Annotated in this window: 14 protein-coding genes; 13 read left to right on the top strand and 1 reads right to left on the bottom strand. The window is 33.1% G+C overall.

Annotated features, from left to right (window positions below; all coding sequences use genetic code 11):
- Window positions 1–242 precede the first annotated feature (242 nt).
- The 9 genes from lolC to sufE all read left to right on the top strand — a co-directional run bounded on the left by lolC (window position 243) and on the right by sufE (window position 10483).
- Window positions 243–1463 carry a lipoprotein-releasing ABC transporter permease subunit LolC gene (lolC, locus tag ERCISPPA3004_RS02655; protein WP_157990550.1) on the top strand — a complete coding sequence of 407 codons (1221 nt, stop codon included), beginning with the start codon at window positions 243–245 and terminating at the stop codon, window positions 1461–1463.
- The gene (lolD, locus tag ERCISPPA3004_RS02650) at window positions 1456–2163 is read left to right on the top strand and encodes a lipoprotein-releasing ABC transporter ATP-binding protein LolD (protein ID WP_157990549.1); all 708 of its coding nucleotides are present in this window, start codon (window positions 1456–1458) and stop codon (window positions 2161–2163) included. Before lolC ends, lolD begins: the two co-directional genes overlap by 8 nt.
- Window positions 2156–3403 (top strand): lipoprotein-releasing ABC transporter permease subunit LolE, encoded by a 1248-nt coding sequence (gene lolE / locus ERCISPPA3004_RS02645; RefSeq protein ID WP_157990696.1) that lies wholly within the window; start codon window positions 2156–2158, stop codon window positions 3401–3403. The genes lolD and lolE overlap by 8 nt, the downstream gene beginning before the upstream one ends.
- 817 nt (window positions 3404–4220) lie before the next feature.
- Window positions 4221–4595: a Fe-S cluster assembly scaffold SufA gene (gene sufA / locus ERCISPPA3004_RS02640; protein WP_157990548.1), complete on the top strand. Its 375-nt coding sequence runs from the start codon at window positions 4221–4223 to the stop codon at window positions 4593–4595.
- A gap of 6 nt (window positions 4596–4601) precedes the next feature.
- Window positions 4602–6095: a Fe-S cluster assembly protein SufB gene (gene sufB / locus ERCISPPA3004_RS02635; protein ID WP_157990547.1), complete on the top strand. Its 1494-nt coding sequence runs from the start codon at window positions 4602–4604 to the stop codon at window positions 6093–6095.
- Between the two features lie 36 nt (window positions 6096–6131).
- On the top strand, window positions 6132–6878 hold the full coding sequence (sufC, locus tag ERCISPPA3004_RS02630) for a Fe-S cluster assembly ATPase SufC (RefSeq protein ID WP_157990546.1): 747 nt from the start codon (window positions 6132–6134) through the stop codon (window positions 6876–6878).
- Entirely contained in the window at window positions 6853–8145 is a 1293-nt protein-coding gene (gene sufD / locus ERCISPPA3004_RS02625) for a Fe-S cluster assembly protein SufD (protein WP_157990545.1), read from the top strand. Before sufC ends, sufD begins: the two co-directional genes overlap by 26 nt.
- Before the next feature lie 5 nt (window positions 8146–8150).
- On the top strand, window positions 8151–9371 hold the full coding sequence (gene sufS, locus ERCISPPA3004_RS02620; RefSeq protein WP_157990544.1) for a cysteine desulfurase SufS: 1221 nt from the start codon (window positions 8151–8153) through the stop codon (window positions 9369–9371).
- A gap of 689 nt (window positions 9372–10060) precedes the next feature.
- Window positions 10061–10483 (top strand): cysteine desulfuration protein SufE, encoded by a 423-nt coding sequence (gene sufE, locus ERCISPPA3004_RS02615; RefSeq protein WP_157990543.1) that lies wholly within the window; start codon window positions 10061–10063, stop codon window positions 10481–10483.
- Window positions 10484–10911: 428 nt separating this feature from the next.
- Here the strand turns inward: sufE and glyA are convergent, their stop codons facing one another.
- Window positions 10912–12165: a serine hydroxymethyltransferase gene (gene glyA / locus ERCISPPA3004_RS02610; RefSeq protein ID WP_157990542.1), complete on the bottom strand. Its 1254-nt coding sequence runs from the start codon at window positions 12163–12165 to the stop codon at window positions 10912–10914.
- A 1874-nt stretch (window positions 12166–14039) separates the two neighbouring features.
- On the opposite strand from glyA, the gene mnmE reads away from it, so the two are divergent.
- The 4 genes from mnmE to ftsH all read left to right on the top strand — a co-directional run bounded on the left by mnmE (window position 14040) and on the right by ftsH (window position 19835).
- Window positions 14040–15404: a tRNA uridine-5-carboxymethylaminomethyl(34) synthesis GTPase MnmE gene (gene mnmE / locus ERCISPPA3004_RS02605; protein ID WP_157990541.1), complete on the top strand. Its 1365-nt coding sequence runs from the start codon at window positions 14040–14042 to the stop codon at window positions 15402–15404.
- A 430-nt stretch (window positions 15405–15834) separates the two neighbouring features.
- Window positions 15835–16317: a transcription elongation factor GreA gene (greA, locus tag ERCISPPA3004_RS02600; RefSeq protein WP_157990540.1), complete on the top strand. Its 483-nt coding sequence runs from the start codon at window positions 15835–15837 to the stop codon at window positions 16315–16317.
- Between the two features lie 876 nt (window positions 16318–17193).
- Window positions 17194–17823 (top strand): 23S rRNA (uridine(2552)-2'-O)-methyltransferase RlmE, encoded by a 630-nt coding sequence (gene rlmE / locus ERCISPPA3004_RS02595; RefSeq protein WP_157990539.1) that lies wholly within the window; start codon window positions 17194–17196, stop codon window positions 17821–17823.
- 125 nt (window positions 17824–17948) lie between these two features.
- Entirely contained in the window at window positions 17949–19835 is a 1887-nt protein-coding gene (ftsH, locus tag ERCISPPA3004_RS02590) for an ATP-dependent zinc metalloprotease FtsH (RefSeq protein ID WP_157990695.1), read from the top strand.
- Window positions 19836–19898: the final 63 nt, after the last annotated feature.

The raw sequence follows: 19898 nt of genomic DNA, 5'->3' as shown, positions 1-19898 counted from the left end.
GAAGAATATTAGTTGTATTTAAAATGCTCATAGTATTGAAATAGATTATGATTTAAAAAATCTTTGGATCATGAAATTTGTATATTTTTAGCGCGGATTATTATTAAAGCAGAGAATAATGTAAATTCTGTCTGCTCGTACTTTAGTGTTCTATACAACATGTAGTTATTCTATAATGTAGAATAACTACTATTTCTTAATAATTAATATCTATTATATACGTTATATTAAAGATAAATACTATGTATCAACCTGTCCTTTTATTTATCGCCTTACGTTACATGAATAGTCGTAATTTTAGATCAAATCGTTTTGGGTGTGCGCTATCTTGGCTTTCAATAATTGGATTAATTTTAGGTGTTATGGTACTTGTGACTGTATCATCAGTAATGAATGGATTAGAAGAGCAGTTGGAACATAAAATGCTTGGTTTTATGCCGCATGCGTTAGTTACTAGCCCATCCGGTTCCATTAACCCACAACAAATATCTGCTAGTAAATTACACTTTTCAGGCGTGGATCGAATTTCATCTCTGACTACAGGTGAGGTAATTTTACATGGTTCTCATAATATTGCTACTGGTGTAATCTTAGGCGTTGATCCTGATCACGATGACCCCTTAGCACCTTTTTTCTTAAATGTTAAGCAAAAACAACTGCAGGCTGGAAAATATAATATAATTATTGGCGCGGTATTAGCAGATAATTTAGGTTTAAGGTTGAACTCCAAAGTACGTCTACTTGTGCCAACTAGAAGTTGGTGGACACCATTAGGATATATTCCAAGCCAAAGATTATTTAATGTAATTGGTACTTTTTTGGCTAATAGTGATGTTGATAGTTATGAGGTACTTTTGAATCAGGAAGATGCTTCACATCTCATGCGATATCCAAAAGGGTACATTACTGGTTGGCGATTATGGCTGAAGAAACCGCTACAGATACATGTTATACAACAACAGGCCATCAAGCAAGGAGAGCTACTAAATGGTTTAGTATGGCATGATTGGCGCGAAACAAAAGGAGCTTTGTTTCATGCGGTACAAATAGAAAAAAATATTATGAGATTATTGCTTTGTTTAATTATTTTGATAGCTATGTTTAATATTTTTACATCACTCTGTTTACTTATTGCAGAGAAAAAATGGGAAGTGGCTATTTTACAAACCCAGGGTCTTAATCGTAAACAAATCTTAATCATATTTATTTTACAAGGGGTAATGGTTGGAGCGCTGGGGTCTATAATTGGATCTTTTTTAGGGGTATTTTTAGCTAAACAATTACCTGATATTATCGTATGGACGGGTATATTTGGTCCAGGTTCATCATTGCCTGTATCAGTATCTGCCTCGCAAATTACGGCAATTTCTTCTTTTTCTACTATTATAGCATTTTTATCGGTTTTATATCCATCTTATCGTGCTGCTTCTTTTAAACCAGCTGAGGCTTTACGCTATGACTAAAAAAATTGTATTGCAATGTCAGAATTTATGTAAAAGTTATCAGGAAGGTAATATAAAAACTGATGTTTTACGAAATATCTCATTTCAAGTACAAGAAGGTGATATGATAGCGGTCATTGGTAGTTCTGGTTCAGGAAAAAGTACTTTAATGCATTTATTAGGCGGTTTAGATGTTCCAACTACTGGTGATGTTTTTTTTAAGGGGAAATCTTTAAGTTCAATGTCATCTACAGAAAAATCTATGTTGCGCAATAGAGATCTAGGATTTATCTACCAATTTCATCATCTTTTGCCAGATTTTAATGTCTTAGAAAATGTAAGCATGCCGCTTCTTATTGCAAAGATTGCGATAAAGAAAGCGAAGATTCAATCAGTCGAAATGTTAAAATTACTTGGGTTAGAGCATAAAGCTTTTTTTCGTCCTTCACAACTTTCTGGCGGGGAAAGGCAACGAGTAGCTATTGCGCGTGCATTAGTGAATAATCCATATATAGTATTGGCTGATGAACCTACAGGCAATCTTGATGAACGAAATACTAATAATCTTTTAAGATTATTAACTCAGATCAATCAAAACAAAGGTACTGCTTTTTTAGTAGTTACCCATGATTTGAATTTAGCAGAAAATTTACCGCGAAATCTTGAGATGCGTCATGGTTATTTATTTGAAAAAAATCTTTCAAAAATGGTTAATGATTAATGGCCTTGCCTTTTTTATTGGTTTTCGGTTTAGTTACGGAAAGAGTCAAAGTGGAATCGCCTCCCTTATTGCAATACTATCTACTTTTGGTATTACGCTCAGTATTGCTGTGTTAATAATCAGCCTGAGTGCTATGAATGGTTTTGAGCGTGAGCTTAATCAACGAATTCTCTCAGTGGTTCCGCATGGTGAACTTGAGCCAGTCAATCAAGATTTTACTGAGTGGATAGCTTTATTATCAAAAATAGAAAAAGTATCTGGTGTAGTAGCAGCGGCACCTTATATTCGGTTTACTGGTTTAATTGAACATGGCAGCAAGGTACTAGCACTGCAGATAAAAGGTATTGATCCTAAATTAGAAAGTCGTGTTAGCGCTTTATCATCTTATGTCAAAAGAGAAGCCTGGAAGAATTTTTTACCAAACAAGCATCAGATTTTAGTTGGGCAGGGGATAGTTAATAGCTTAAGTTTAAAACTTGGTGACTGGATCACCATAATGATACCAAGTTGTCATATGGAAGATCAAATATTACACCCAAAGTATATACGCTTGCAGTTGATCGGTATTCTTAATGTAAATGGTATTCTTAATCACAGTCTTGCATATATTCCAATGGAAGATGCTCAAAAATTATTATGTATTGGTAGTAATATTACCGGTATTGCGATTAAAGCAAAAAATCCTTTTGAGGCTGATCTTCTTATTCGTCAAGTGGGAGAGGTAACTAATTTATATGTATATTTACACAGTTGGATTGGAACTTATGGTTATATGTATCACGATATTCAGATGATTCGTACTATAATATATCTATCAATAGTACTAGTAATTGGTATTGCTTGTTTTAACATTGTCTCCACGCTAATTATAGCAGTACAAGACAAACGTCGTCAGATTGCTATCTTACGAACTTTTGGCGCCACTAATTCTTTAATTCGATCTATTTTTATTTGGTATGGATTGCTATTAGGTGGTGTGTTGGGTAGTTTGGCTGGCACCATTATAGGGAGTTTTATAGCTTTTAAATTAACATCTATTGTTAAGATTATCGAAAAATTAACAGGTTGTCATTTTCTCTCTGGAGATGTTTATTTCATTGACTTTCTTCCTTCAGAGGTGAAGATTTTTGATGTGGCAATTATATTCATGACATCTATAGCACTTAGCTTGCTTGCTAGTTGGTACCCAGCCAGAAAAGCTAGTCGTCTTCTCCCTGCAAAAGCACTGAGTCTGCAGTAGGATAAGCAGCTACCTTTATGATTTGTATTGACAGTTTACACAATGAAAAACACACATAAAAATTTATTAGTATATTTAAATACAATGTAAAATCTTATATTGGATGTAAATTATAAGATTTTTACTCTTTATTTATTTAGGTAAAATAATCATATTATATTGCATTCAATGCTATTGAATGGTTATTTCTATTGTTGATTATAGTTTTATTGATTAAATTTAAAAGCACATGTACTTAGGTATTTAATAGTTTTTATTTTATAAACTTAAGCTTATTTTTCATATTAGTCATATTCGTATGAAAAAATAGTAAATGTTTGTAATATTAATAATTGTATATTAAATCAAAATAGATTAGTAATAATACAGTCTATAGTAATAATACATTCTAATATTTATGTTAATTTTCATATTAAAATATAATATCATATTAGATGATTTACTTGAGGCGATTTAAGAGTTAGGTTGTTTTAACATGTATTGAAGATATTTATTAGTTTTTATTTTTTAAACTTGATTATAAAAAATATGAGCTTTCTTATAATCAATAATCCTATTATAGATAATGATGAAGCTATGCAGTCAATATATTAGAGATATCTGAAAGATTATCTATGATACAGGTAAGTATTGAGATTTTATTAATATTTGTAGTTAGTGTAGAGTTATCATTTTAAAGTAGTTAAGGAATGTATTTAGCATAATGTACGACTGTTGTAGATATATGGTAAAATATTTATTAAAACTTGATAGTCAGTATAGGTTATTGGAAGAAAAAATTATCACCCTATCTGGATAATGTATTATGAGGTTGCTTATGCCATCGGAAAAATTAGTTAGCTCACATTCAAGTGTACCTATTTGGAAAGGATTAACGTTAACGCACAGAGCAGCAGAGCAAATTAGTTATCTTTTATTAAAAGAACCGAATATTAAAGGGGTTCAGCTAGATGTAAAAACTTCTGGATGTGCTGGATTGAGTTATACTATGAATTTAGTAAAAGAGGTATCAAAGGATGTCTTAATGTTTAGCCGTAATCGTGCGTGTGTATTTGTTCCATTGAAGGCTATGCCATATATTGATGGCACAGAGGTAGACTATGTAAATATAGGCTTGAATCAGGTGTTTAAATTTAATAACCCTTTAGCTAATCAAGCCTGCGGCTGTGGTGAGAGTTTTAGTGTTGAGTAAAGTCTAATGTTGCATGATAATAATAGATCTAATAATAATCAGAGTTTAGCAGACGCTCATTCAAAATATAAAGAGGGTTTTTTTACTCAGCTAAAAACTGAAAAGTTTGAAGATGGTATCAATGAAGATATTGTGCGCGCAATTTCATCTAAACGACACGAACCTGCGTGGATGTTGGAATTTCGCCTAAAAGCATACGCAGCCTGGCTAACCATGAAAGAACCGCACTGGCTTAACGCTTATTATCAAAAGTTGAATTATCAAGATTATTGCTATTACTCTGTACCGTCTTGTCAGAGCTGTAGTGCACATTACGCTCCATCAGAGGATGATATAGAATCCACAGGTGCACAAGCGACTAACTACCTTACTCAGGAAATCGAAGAAACCTTTAAGCAACTTGGGATACCTGTAAAAGAAGATGGTAAAGTAGCGGTCGATGCAATTTTTGATTCAGTATCTGTAGCTACCACTTATCGTGATAAGTTAAAAAAAGAAGGTATTATTTTCTGTTCTTTTAATGAAGCAGTTCATAATTACCCTAATTTAGTTCAGAAGTATCTTGGTAGTGTAGTTCCTTCTAATGATAATTTTTTTGCGGCTTTAAATGCGGCTGTATCTTCTGATGGGACTTTTATTTATGTTTCCAAAGGTGTCCATTGCCCAATGGAACTCTCAACTTATTTTCGAATCAATGCAGAAAAAACTGGTCAGTTTGAGCGTACGCTTCTTATTGCTGATGTAGATAGTTCTGTTAGTTATCTAGAGGGGTGCTCTGCGCCTATACGTGAGACTCAACAGCTGCATGCAGCTGTAGTGGAAGTTATCTTACATCAAGGCGCTACAGTTAAATATTCGACAGTACAAAATTGGTTTTCTGGTAGAGACACTTCAGGTGGAATTCTAAATTTTGTCACAAAACGTGCTCTTTGTGTTGGAAAAAGAAGTAAAATGTCTTGGACTCAGTTAGAAACTGGTTCAGCTATTACTTGGAAATATCCAAGCGTTATTCTGCGTGGTGATAATTCTATTGGTGAGTTTTTTTCTGTAGCATTGACAAGTGGATCTCAACAGGCTGATACAGGTACTAAGATGGTTCATATTGGAAAAAATACACGTTCAACTATTATTTCTAAGGGTATTTCTGCGGGTAATAGTCAAAATACTTATCGTGGCTTAGTTAAGGTCACGCCAAGCGCTATGTATGCGCGGAATTACACGCAATGTGATTCCATGTTAATTGGCTCCCAATGTGGTGCGCATACTTTTCCCTATGTTGAAGCAAAAAATAACACTACCCATCTTGAGCATGAGGCAACAACATCGCGTATCGGTGAAGACCAATTGTTTTATTGTTTACAGCGCGGAATTAATGAGGATGATGCGATTTCAATGATCATAAATGGTTTTTGTAAAGATGTTTTTTCCAAACTTCCTCTAGAATTTGCAGTTGAGGCACAGAAATTGCTTGCTATTAGTCTTTCACATAGTGTGGGCTAGTATTGTATATTAAAGACATAGCTCATAAGGACACGTATGTTAAAAATTCAAGATTTACATGTTAGTGTCGGTGATCATAAAATCCTTATCGGTTTAAATCTGAAGGTAAAACCAGGTGAGGTGCATGCCATTATGGGTCCTAACGGTTCAGGAAAAAGCACCCTCGCTGCTACCTTAGCTGGACATAAAGATTATGAAATAGACCAAGGAATTTTGACATTAAATGGTAAGAATTTATTAGAGTTAGGTCCAGAAGAGCGTGCGGGAGAAGGGATCTTTGTGGCTTTTCAGTATCCAGTGGAGATTCCTGGGGTCAGTAACAATGTATTTTTACAGACAGCAGTTAATTCTATACGTAAATATCGTAATCAGGATGCCCTTGATAGATTTGATATTCAAGATATGATTAAAGAAAAAATGAGCTTATTAAAAATTTCCGAGGAGCTTATGACTCGCTCTATGAACGTTGGATTTTCTGGGGGAGAAAAAAAACGTAATGATATATTGCAGATGTCTCTTTTAGAGCCGCATTTATGTATTTTAGATGAAACTGATTCTGGACTGGATATTGATGCGTTAAGAATTATTTCCCATGGTGTTAATAGTCTCCGTAATAATAAGCGCGCTTTTATTATTATTACGCATTATCAGCGGATATTAGATTACATAAAACCATCTTTTGTCCACGTGTTATCTCATGGAAAGATTGTAAAATCAGGAGGTTTTTCTCTGGTACAAAAACTGGAGGAACGCGGCTATGCCTGGCTTGTTGACCAAGAATGATGATATCTTACGACAATGGAAACATTTGTTAGAAACAAGAGATAATTTTGATAGTCTAAAAGTACGCCGACATTGGCATGAGGTATTGCGGCTAGGTTTTCCAGAGCAAACGCAAGAAGAGTGGAAATATATACCATTAGATTGGTTACTAGATCAGAAGTTTGTTTTGCCAAACCCTATTACTTTAAGTTTAAAGATCATTATAGATCATGCTTTGCCAATTGACGCGTTACGATTAGTTTTTGTAGATGGACGATTTTCATCTGAATTAAGTGATGTTGATCGTGATCCTTTTACTGTTCATGTAATTCCTAGTAGATTTCAAGAAACGATGTTTAGTAATCCAATTCACCCTGAATTTTTTCTGCATTTCACAGAAAGTTTTGCGGACCAGGTTACGTTTATTCACCTTGCTGATGGCAAGAAAACAACGCGTCCATTATACTTGTTGCATATTACCACTGGTAATGATTCTAGTCATTGTATTACTTCTGATAAATTATATACTTCAGGATACCGCTGTCATCTACAACAAGATTCTTCTACGGATGTCGTGGTTATTGAGCACTTTATTACTATAAATAGCTCATCTTATTTTACTGTAGCACGATTCACTGCAAATATTGGTAATAATGCCAAGTTTAAGCATTATTATTTTTCTTTCGAAGATTCCATTGGTTATCACTTTTCTCATAATGATTTTAGTGTGGGGTCTAATACTCACGCAGAAAGTCATAATTTTTTATTAGGATCCAGGTTAACGCGTCATCAGACTAGTGTTAAACTTCATGGAGATAATTCTAGGTTGATATTAAATAGTTTGATGATACCGATTGGTACAGAAGTATTTGAAAATCGAACTTGGTTGGAGCATGCTAATGCTTCTTGTAACAGTCAGCAGCTACACAAAACTATTGTATACGACTGCGCAAAAGCAGTATTTAATGGTATACTTAAAGTATCTTTACATGCACCAAAAACTTGTGCGCAGATGAATAATAAAAACCTGTTGTTAGGTCCTGCAGCAGAAGTTGATACCCGACCTCAGTTAGAAATTTATCATGATGATGTCAAATGTGGGCATGGAGCAACAATTGCATGTATTAACGAAGAGCAGATTTTTTATTTAAGAACGCGTGGAATTGAAAAATCTATCGCACAGCGTATGATTATAGATGCATTTTCTTCTGAAGTTACAGAGTGCTTATCTAATTCTCTACTTAAAGAAGCTGTGCAAAAACGCATTACTGATCGTGTTGGAGGATAGATGTAGTGAGTTTTGATATTGCTAGTATTCGTTTAGAATTTCCATTATTAGCTAAAGAAGTAAATGGATATCCATTGGCTTATTTAGATAGTGCAGCTACCGCGCAAAAACCACAAGCTGTTCTTAATGCTGAAACTTATTTCTATCAGCATGAATATGCAGCAGTGCATCGTGGTATTCATACCTTAAGTTCTAATGCTACTACTAGGATGGAGAATATTCGCACACAGGTTGCCCGTTTTTTACATGCGACGAGTTCAGAAGAGATAGTATTTGTTAAAGGGGCAACAGAAGCAATTAATTTAGTAGCACAGAGCTGGGGGGATAGTCAATTAAAGCCTGGTGATAATATCATTATTACAGAAATGGAGCATCACTCGAATATTGTGCCTTGGCAAATGCTCGCGAAGCGTATTAATGCTGAATTACGTTATATTCCCTTGACATCTTCCGGGGCGTTAGATGTAAGGTGTTTATCATCATTAGTAGATTCTCGTACGCGCTTATTAGCAATAACTCATGTTTCTAATGTATTAGGTACTATAAATTCGGTAAAAAAAATTATTTCTCAGGCTAAAGCATTGGGGATAGTAACATTAATTGATGGCGCTCAAGCAATCATGCATGATACGGTAGATGTTCAGGATTTAGATTGTGATTTTTATGTTTTTTCTGGGCACAAAATTTATGGGCCTTCCGGTATTGGAATCTTATATGGTCGTAAAGAAATTTTAGAATTAATGCCACCATGGGAAGGTGGAGGATCAATGATTTCTACCGTTAGTCTTAGCGAGGGGACGACATATACTACAGCCCCCTGGGTGTTTGAAGCTGGTTCACCAAACATTGGGTCGATTATTGGCTTGGGAGCTGCGTTACAATGGGTGAGTGATCTAGGGATGGATAGTATTTTTCAGCGTGAAAAGAAATTAATGAGTTATGCGTTAAATAAGTTATCAGACGTTCCAGATATAATTATTTATAGCCCACCTCAAGCTATCGGAGTTCTAGCTTTTAATCTGGGATCTCATCATGCGTTTGACGTGGGGAGTTTTTTAGATCAATATGGTATAGCCATTCGCACTGGTCATCATTGTGCTATGCCTTTAATGAAGCATTATGGTGTTTCGTCGATGTGTCGCGCTTCTTTGGTTCTTTATAATACCGAAGATGAAGTCGATCGCCTAGCATCTAGTTTAATGCGTATTCACCATTTATTAAGTTAAATGATTTTTACATTAATATATTAACAGTAAATGTAAAGATAGTATGTTTTTATTATAGTAATTTAATAATACATCAAATGTAAAATAGAGCATTAGATATATTATAAAGGTATTTTTTAAAAACATATCAGGAAATATATAGTTGTTATAAATAATGTTTAGTATTTTTTGATAGCATTGATTATATATTGTAATCTTGATCAGTGATTTGGATTTTTAAGCAAATCATATAGTATATGCTTACTTATCATATAAATTTCACTAGCATTATTTTATTTTTTTAAAAAATGTAGTTACGATAGGAAGCATTGTATAGATTTATTATTTAATAATGGATGCATACTGCAATTATATGATAGCGGAATATAATAGATCAGTAAGAGGTAAGATTTATGTTTCTATCAAATATAATGTAATAGATCTATAAAATATACTCTAGAACAGAAGGTAGTGACGATTATTTTATTTGAGATATTAGACAGAAGACAAAAGATGTGATTTCAATATATTTCAGTAATTTTTTTGATTGAAAATTTATTTTTAATGATTTTTGATTGTAATCTGTTTCTATGACTTTTTCGAAATTAAGACGGTTACTAGCATCATGTCGGTGATATATATTAGAGATTATTTGTGCAATAATATTATCCACTAGAAAATTACTAATATAACTACTCAAGCGAGGAAGCATGTCTGTTTTTCTGGATAGAGATATACTAGTTTGTAATTTTCATCGCTGCGTTAACCAGGAAGAAAAGTACTTATATATTATTGAGTTAGGCTCAGCTCTGCCGGCAGCTTCTAAAGATTTATATCACCCAAAAAATATTGTTCCTGGTTGCCAAAGTCAAGTTTGGATTACAGTGGATACTGATAAGAAAGGTTTAGCAATTTTAGATGGAGATAGTGATTCAGTACTTGTCAAGGGATTATTGGCCATTGTTTTTTGTTGTTATCAACGTATGACACCAAAAAATATTATATATTTTAACGTACAATCGTGGTTGTTAGATTTGGATCTTATGCAACAACTAACGCCCTCTCGTTCAAATGGTCTTGGGGCTATGATTTGTGCTATCCATAAAAAATCAAAATCCCTTATACATCGTTAAAAATTCAATGCATTATGTATTTTTATATATAGATACTATAAATCTAGTCATATTTTTATTTAATTAAGTATTCTGCTTATCTATAGTATAATAAATCGATTTATAGTATTTAATAAATATTATTTTTCTAATCTGTATAAATATGATGAAAATTTAAATTTTTATTTAAAAGCAGCGTGCATCAAAAAATCACTATGTTTAGAGAATTCTATAAAATAGATATCTTATAGAATCTTATAAAACATTAATCAATATATTAGAATGCTGACATATTTTTATTTTAAAATAAGATATTTAGATAAAAAAGTAATATTATAGCATTCCATATTAAGTAGAATAATACATTTTATTTTGTTCTTCAGGGTGCAGATATATTGTCAAAAACATAAAATTTTATCAAAGCTAATATAATTTTTTGATGCAATTATTTATTCATAAACAGGAAATTTAGAACATAGTTCTATTACTTGCTTTTTTATATTCCAGAGAATTGTTTGATTGTTTATATTGTCAAGAATATTGCTAATCCAGTTTGCTATTAAGCATACATTATCTTCTTGTAAGCCGCGGCGTGTTACGGCTGCAGATCCAATTCGGATTCCAGATGTAATAAATGGATTTTGAGGATCATTAGGAATGCTGTTTTTATTGATAGTAATATTCGCATGACTCAAAGTATTTTCTACGACTTGTCCAGTAAGATTATTATTTATTAAATTTAAAAGAAAGAGGTGATTATGCGTACCACCAGAGACTACATTGTACCCTCGATTTAAAAATACCGAGGCCATTGCTTTAGAGTTTTTTATTATATTTTGTTGATAGGTTTTAAATTCAGGATCCATTGCCTCCTTGAAGGCAACAGCTTTACCCGCAATAACATGCAGCAAGGGTCCTCCTTGTCCGCCAGGGAAGACGGCAGCATTGATCTTTTGATAGAATGCGTGATCGCCACCTGATGCTAATATAATCCCTCCGCGAGGACCAGCTAGCGTTTTATGGGTGGTTGAAGTTACAATATGTGCATGAGGTAATGGATTTGGATAAAGATTAGCAGCAATTAATCCAGCAACATGTGCCATATCAATCAAAAGATATGCGCCAATATGGTCAGCAATTTCACGCATAGTCTTCCAATCACATAATCCAGAATAAGCGGAAAATCCACCAATAATCATTTTTGGTTGATATTTTCTAGCAAGTTCATCTATCTCATTGTAATTAATTTGACCAGTATTATCAGTGCCATATGAAATTATATTATAGAGTTTACCTGAAAGATTTACAGGGGACCCATGGCTAAGGTGTCCTCCATGAGTTAAATGCATACTTAGAATAGTATCACCATAATTGAGTAGCGCAGAGTAAACGGCAAAATTTGCTTGTGAGCCTGAATGGGGTTGCACATTGGCATAATCAGCTCCAAATAATTTTTTAGCGCGATCAATAGCTAATTGCTCAATAATATCTATGTACTGGCATCCACCATAATAGCGTTTTCCAGGATATCCTTCAGCGTATTTATTTGTTAAGTGAGATCCTTGCGCTTCCATTACGCGCGGGCTAGTGTAATTTTCAGAAGCAATTAACTCAATATGTTCTTCTTGACGTTGTTTTTCTTTGTTTATAGCATGCCATAAAATAGGATCATAATTAGCAATATTCATTGTTCGCTCAAACATTTGATCTCCATGATTTTAGGTATTTAAAATAAATAAGACATAATTATAATTTATAAATATTTCTTTTTTGTTTTGATAGCATCAAAACAGAGTAGTATAAAAAGTATAATACTATGTTTGTATGTATTAAATAAATCTAGGATTTAGTTGTTACTCGATAATAGCCTCTATATATCATGTATTATGTGTAATATTATACATAAGCTTATATATCATATAATGATAGGTTATTTGAGTATGTTTTCTAGTTCTGGGTAGAGTTTCATAAACGCAACACGTATTCCTACTATAAATATATTTATTAAAACTTAGTATAGTATATTAATTTGATGACTATCTACTTAGAGATCAGATTATACATAGTGATACGCAAAATATTATACATAGTAATATAAATTGGAGTATGGAAAAGTTTTAACAAATTACATCAATAGTAATTGAAATCATTCAGCCATTAAATTAAATAATGTTTATTTTTTAGATACTTTTATCTATTGTATATATAGAGTTTGCTTGTCGGTTGGTTATTTAAGTTAGTTATTTTTTCTTGTATTACTGCATATTGTTTCTAAGTAATTTTTAGGGTGAAAATAACCCTTCCTGTATATTAATAATGCTTTTAACAATTGCGTAATACTTTACAAGGTGTAATTTCGACATTTCTTGATCTTTTATCGTTCATTATTGTGTGTAAATTGTTTGATAAAGTTTTCTAGAAATAGCTTCTAATTATATTGTTATCCATATTAGCTTGACCTCATGAGAGCAGAATAAACATAGACTTATTGTCTTACTCCATGTCACATAGTTGAACAACATAAGAAAATATATTATTTATAATTTTCCGCAATTTTTTTCTTTAAGAGATTGATTCTATTAGTAATATACTTTACGACTCTATGAGTCAGAATTCATAAGTATTAACAATGGCATCAGATTATTATAGGATGCAGACTAAATCTACATATACTAGTGTAGTAAATCTATTAAAAACATTTTATTAAAGGTGCATAATAATTTTTTTGATAGTTTAAGAACAACTATACAGTAAAATGTTATGAATACAGATATTCACACTTGCATATTGCATTTTTTAAAAAAAATCAGAAAAAACTGAAAATTATTTTTTTCAAAAAGGTGTCTACAAATGTTGAGGATAATATTTTCATGATTTTAACTTATCGTAATGTATCAAGTCTTTAAAATAAAAAGATAGAATGAAGTGATCAAATGTTAAATATTAATCCATGATGTTTTAGATGATCATTGTTCATTGCAAGTAATAAATATTTTTTCTAAGATATTTTTTAAAATCGTTTAACTCTATTATATTATAGCATGTATAGCATGATGTTAATTTAGAGATCAAAAGTTAAAATTATTGCAATACATTGGTAAGTTTAAAATAACAGAGATCACTGAAATTAATATAATATACATGATATTACTAATAATACAGTTTAATATATAGTATGAGCATAATTTGTATAATTTTTTATAAATTAGATCATTTAGATTGTGAATGTTCTTTAGTAAAAATACTTCAGCATTGCATTGATACTTGATGTTTTTCTAAAGATTTCTAGTTATAGCGCCTATTCTATTAAATTAAAAAGTATATTATATATGTATTTTCGAAAAAAAATATATTAACTGAATATAAATACATTATATGAGCATTGGTACGTTTTTGTAAGCATATTCTATATAGAACACTATCTTGCACGTGGCGTAATGGTCGGTGGGATATTTAACATAGTGCTGATCTTTAGGTGAATAAAATATTTTTACTAAGGCTTAATTATTCTATCACTAAAGTAACAATTCTATTGACATAAGACATTTGAGTATATCTGATGAGCGAGTATTTTTATATGAAGCACGGTAACACTATTGTCGCTGAGGCGACGCCACCAGGGCGTGGTAGCGTTGGAATTTTGAGAATTTCTGGTAATCAGTCTGCTTGTGTTGCATGGAAAGTTTTGAAGAAGCTACCTCAAGCACGTTATGCTGAATATCTTTTATTTTATGATCAAGATGATCGTGTTCTGGATAAGGGAATAGCGTTATGGTTTCCTGCGCCATATTCTTTTACTGGTGAAGACGTTTTAGAACTACAGGGTCATGGTGGCCCTATAACGTTAGATCTTCTTCTTAAGAATATTTTGCTAGTACCAGGATTAAGAATGGCTAATCCTGGTGAATTTTCAGAACGTGCATTTTTAAATAATAAGTTAGACTTAACACAAGCAGAGGCAATTTCTGACTTAATTAGCGCTGATTCAGAGCAAGCAGCTCGTTCAGCTGCTTGCTCATTACAAGGGGTATTTTCCAAGCATATTAAGGATCTTGCAGATGCACTTACTTGTCTTCGAATCGAAATAGAAAGAATGATTAATTTTCCAGATGAACAAATTAATCCTATAATAGATTCTAAAATAGAATCTCAGTTAGACCAGTTAATTTCTCAGTTAGATTGTGTTTCTAAAGAAGCTCATCTCGGAAATTTACTGCGTGAAGGAAGAAAAGTAGTTATTGCTGGCCAACCTAATGCTGGAAAATCTAGTTTATTAAACAGATTGTCTGGACGACAATCTGCTATCGTTACTGATACTGAAGGTACAACACGTGATGCATTGCATGAATATATTTATATCGATGGTATGCCGTTTCATATTGTTGATACTGCAGGATTACGCGATACTAGAGATAAAATAGAGCGTATTGGAATTGAGCGCGCATGGCATGAAATGAAGCAAGCTGATCATATATTATTTGTAGTAGATGGAGTCACTACAAATTCTAGAGATCTATTTGAAATTTGGCCAGATCTTAGCATGCAGTTAGATCGAGTACCACCTTTTACTATTATACGTAATAAAGCAGATATCACGGGTGAATCGCAAGAAATCGTACAAATCCATGGCGGCTCATTAATCTGCTTGTCAGCGCGTACTGGAGTAGGCATTAAAGATTTGCTTAATCATTTAAAGGTTAGCATGATCGGGTCTGAAGCTATAGAAGGTAGGTTTTTTGCACGTCGTCGCCATATACAAGCTCTTGAAATAGCATCGATACATCTTCAAAATTGTCAGAGTAATTTACTAGAAAAATTAGCCGGAGAGATTTTGGCAGAAGATTTGCGTTTAGCGCACAAAGCATTAGGTGAGATCACTGGTGAATTTAGCTCTGACGATCTATTAGGATCCATTTTTTCTACTTTTTGTATAGGAAAGTAGGACTGGTAATACATGTTTTATCACTGATTTATTGTATTTGATAAAATAAGTATATATATATATTATAAAGTAGGAGCTTTAGTGAGCCCTGTCTAAATAGACAAGTAGTTTTATGATAGTTTTTGTAAATTCCTGGTCTATTTCAGTAGTATGATGTTAAATAGAATAAAATACTTATTTGTCTTGTTTTTTTTATGTAATACTCTATAGACATCATTATAGTAAGTATGTGAAGTCATGGTGTTATTATAGGTTATTACGATTAAATGTTAAGTAATAAAAGTAACAACATGAACATTAGAAAAATAAAAAGTATGCATTTCTGAGAAAAATGATATGTAGATGTTTATAGAATATTTTTTGATATGCTAGCATAAAAAATTTATAAAATTATCTATTCAGATTTGATCCTGTGTTGCGAGGTATACTAATGAATCAGATTCCAATGACATTAAGGGGTGCGAATAAACTACGAAAAGAGCTAGAAGAGCTTAAAACCATTAAAAGACCTATCATGATTTCTGCTATTGCCTCTGCACGTGAGCATGGGGATTTGAAAGAAAATGCAGAGTACCATGCAGCTCGTGAAGAGCAAAGTTTTTGTGAAGGTCGCATTCAGGAGTTAGAATCAAAATTATCACATGCTAATATAATTGATGTAATTAAAATGTCTGGAAATGCTCACGGTCGAGTTATTTTTGGGTCTACCGTTACTGTTTTTCATAGAGAGATGCATAAAGAATCTACATATTGTATTGTGGGTGATGATGAAGCCGATTTAAAAAATAACTTAATATCTATCAATTCCCCTATGGCGCGTGGTTTAATAGGAAAAACTGCAGGTGATGTGACAGTGATATGTGCTCCTGGTGGTAATGTCGAGTATGACATTATAAAAGTAGAGTACATTTGATAGTTTGTATTGATGTATTTTACTTGATCTTGATAAAATCATAGATAGAATAAATGTATATAATAATATTTATAAATATGCGTTATTATTTTATTCTTTCAGTATATTATTAATACAATCAGTGCTTATTTATTGTTAGAGATATGTATACTAATGTATTTAAATACCTGTTTTGGTATACTGATCACGTATCGTGCTATGTACAAAAATCATCTTCTGAGTAACTAATATTTTTTGATATATTGTTATTAATCAGACTATATTAATTAGAATAATTTTAGGTTAAGTAATAATTTTTAATTATATAAATATACTAGATCAATAGTATAATAGTTAGAGTGCTGAATGAGCTGATATTTTAACGAAAATGGATTTAAGTATTTTATGTTAAGCAATATTTATAAATTGTAAACCAGGATTAGTGTGAGAGAGTGTTTATCTTTAGATCTGATGTGACACAGTATTTTATGATTTTTTATATAAAATTAGAGTTATAAAAATAATAATCTTGTAATAAAAAGTTTTAAATATCAGGGTATTGAGAAAGTAGATGGTAATATTAAGCACTTGTTTTGATAGTAATTTAATTAGTGATTAGTAGCATAGTGATTGTCATATGTTTTTAAGTGTTGATTATTTATATTTTATTAAGACCATAAATTATCGTGACCAGAACTAGAGTGAGTACTCGAAAAGGAAGATAATCTAAAGATTTTAAAATTTCAAAATAACGCAAATTAATATATTTGAGTTATAGACATTATGTGTATTATATCACGAGTCATGAATATATCTGTATTATCTTTTTGTATCCATACTATTGACTGTGAGCTGTTACATTTTTAGTTCTCCCGTTATGCGGTGATCAAAAAAGATATGACTAGTAAAAAACGATCTTCTAGTTCCAAAAAATGGCTGAAGGCACATTTCACTGATCAATATGTTTGTCAGGCGCAAAAACAAGGATTACGTTCTCGATCTTGGTTTAAACTAGATTCTATACAGAAAAGTGATAAATTGTTCAAAGCTGGAATGACTATTATTGATTTAGGGGCGGCACCTGGGGGTTGGTCACAGTATGTTTCTATGAAAATTGGTTCTACTGGTCATATTATTGCGTGTGACATCTTGAGTATGTCTCCTATTATTGGTGTTGATTTTTTTCAAGGAGATTTTAGAGAGCCATCAGTTATAATGAATATACTGCAGTGTGCAGGGAACCGTAAAGTTCAAATGGTAATGTCTGATATGGCTCCAAAGATGACTGGTCATCCGCTAATAGATATTGCAAGATCAATGCATTTGTGTGAACTTGCGTTAGAGATGTGTGGCAAAGTGTTAGATCGGGGTGGGTGTTTTTTAGTAAAGGTTTTCCATGGAGAAGGCTTCGAAAAGTATCTTAAAGAAATTCGCAGTCAATTTAAGCAGGTAAGAATTCGTAAACCGGAATCTTCGCGCGTGCGTTCACGTGAAGTGTACATTGTAGCTACAGGTCGAAAACTATAATCAGAATAGATGAAATGCCTGTGAGTACTTCAGTCATTTCAAGTATAAAGGGTGCGTAGTTGGAAGTTAGAGCCTGACGCTATTTATTAATACCGTTGTAATATGAGGTTAAGCACTTGAGTGATATGGCAAAAAACTTAATTCTCTGGTTAGTTATTGCAGTTGTTCTAATGTCTGTCTTTCAGAGTTTTGGCCCAAGTGAGTCAAATGGCCGTCGGGTTGATTATTCGACCTTTTTGTCGGAAGTTAATCAGGATCAAGTTCGTGAAGCGCGTATTAATGGGCGTGAGATTAATGTTATCAAAAGAAATAATCATCGATATGTTACCTATATTCCCATCAACGATCCAAAGCTACTTGATAATTTATTAAGTAAAAACGTAAAAGTAGTTGGGGAACCACTGGAAGAGCACAGCTTTCTGGGATCAATTTTTATCTCATGGTTTCCCATGCTTTTGCTCGTTGGCATTTGGGTCTTTTTTATGCGTCAAGTACAGGTTGGCGGCGGAAAGGGTGCGATGTCTTTTGGAAAGAGCAAGGCGCGCATGTTAATTGAAGATCAAATAAAAACTACTTTTGCTGATATTGCTGGTTGCGATGAAGCCAAAGAAGAAGTTAGCGAACTGGTAGATTATCTACGTGAGCCAAGTCGGTTTCAAAAACTTGGTGGTAAAATCCCAAAAGGCTTGCTAATGGTCGGCCCGCCTGGTACTGGTAAAACATTATTAGCAAAAGCAATTGCCGGTGAGGCTAAAGTTCCATTTTTTACAATTTCTGGATCTGATTTTGTAGAAATGTTTGTTGGTGTAGGTGCTTCTCGTGTTCGTGATATGTTTGATCAGGCCAAGAAATCTTCACCATGTATTATATTTATCGATGAGATTGATGCAGTAGGTCGTCAAAGAGGTGCTGGATTAGGTGGTGGTCATGATGAGCGTGAGCAGACGCTTAATCAGATGCTCGTAGAAATGGATGGTTTTGAGGGTAATGAGGGTATTATTGTAATTGCAGCAACTAATCGTCCTGATGTATTAGATCCTGCTTTACTTCGCCCTGGTCGTTTTGATCGACAAGTTGTCGTTGGATTACCTGATGTACGGGGTCGTGAGCAGATTCTTAAAGTGCATATGCGTTGTGTTCCTTTATCAAATGATATTAATACGACTGTTATTGCGAGAGGTACACCTGGTTTTTCTGGTGCAGACTTAGCGAATTTAGTAAATGAAGCAGCTCTTTTTGCTGCGCGTAGCGATAAGAATGCAGTTTCTATGGTTGAATTTGAAAAAGCTAAAGATAAAATTATGATGGGTGTAGAACGGCGGTCAATGGTCATGACAGACAATCAAAAAGAGTCTACTGCATATCATGAAGCTGGTCATGCAATCATTGGTCGCTTGGTCCCAGAGCATGATCCAGTACATAAAGTAACGATTATTCCTCGTGGCCGCGCGTTAGGTGTAACCTTTTTCCTGCCAGAGGATGATGTTATTAGCATTAGTCGACAAAAGCTAGAAAGTCAGATATCAACCTTATATGGTGGTCGTTTAGCAGAAGAAATTATCTATGGTATTAAGTATGTTTCTACTGGCGCCTCTAATGATATCAAGATGGCTACATCTATTGCTAGAAATATGGTGACACAGTGGGGCTTTTCAGAAAAACTTGGTCCTCTGTTGTATGTAGAGGAGGAAGGTGAGATTTTTCTGGGTCGTTCTGTGGCAAAAACTAAACATATGTCTGATGAAACGTCACGTATTATTGATCAGGAAGTCAAATCTCTAATTGAAATTAACTATCAGCGAGCGCGCATGCTCCTATATAAAAATATAGATATACTACATGCGATGAAAGATGCATTAATCAAATATGAAACTATTGATGCACTACAAATTGATGATTTAATGTCACGACGCACGGTACGCCCTCCAGCAGGATGGGAGGATTCTGGTGACATGGATCACTCTAAGAGCAACGGAACACAAAAAGCTTCATCTGTGGTTGGATCAGACTAATATATCAGATGTAGATAATACTATATTATAACAATTTAGTAAAAAATAATATATTATATTATT

Origin of the sequence: Candidatus Erwinia haradaeae (assembly GCF_900698995.1) — a bacterium.
GTDB lineage: Bacteria > Pseudomonadota > Gammaproteobacteria > Enterobacterales > Enterobacteriaceae > Erwinia_E > Erwinia_E haradaeae_C.
The sequence above is the reverse complement of the archived record's forward strand: the minus strand, read 5'-3'. Positions and strand labels throughout refer to the sequence as shown.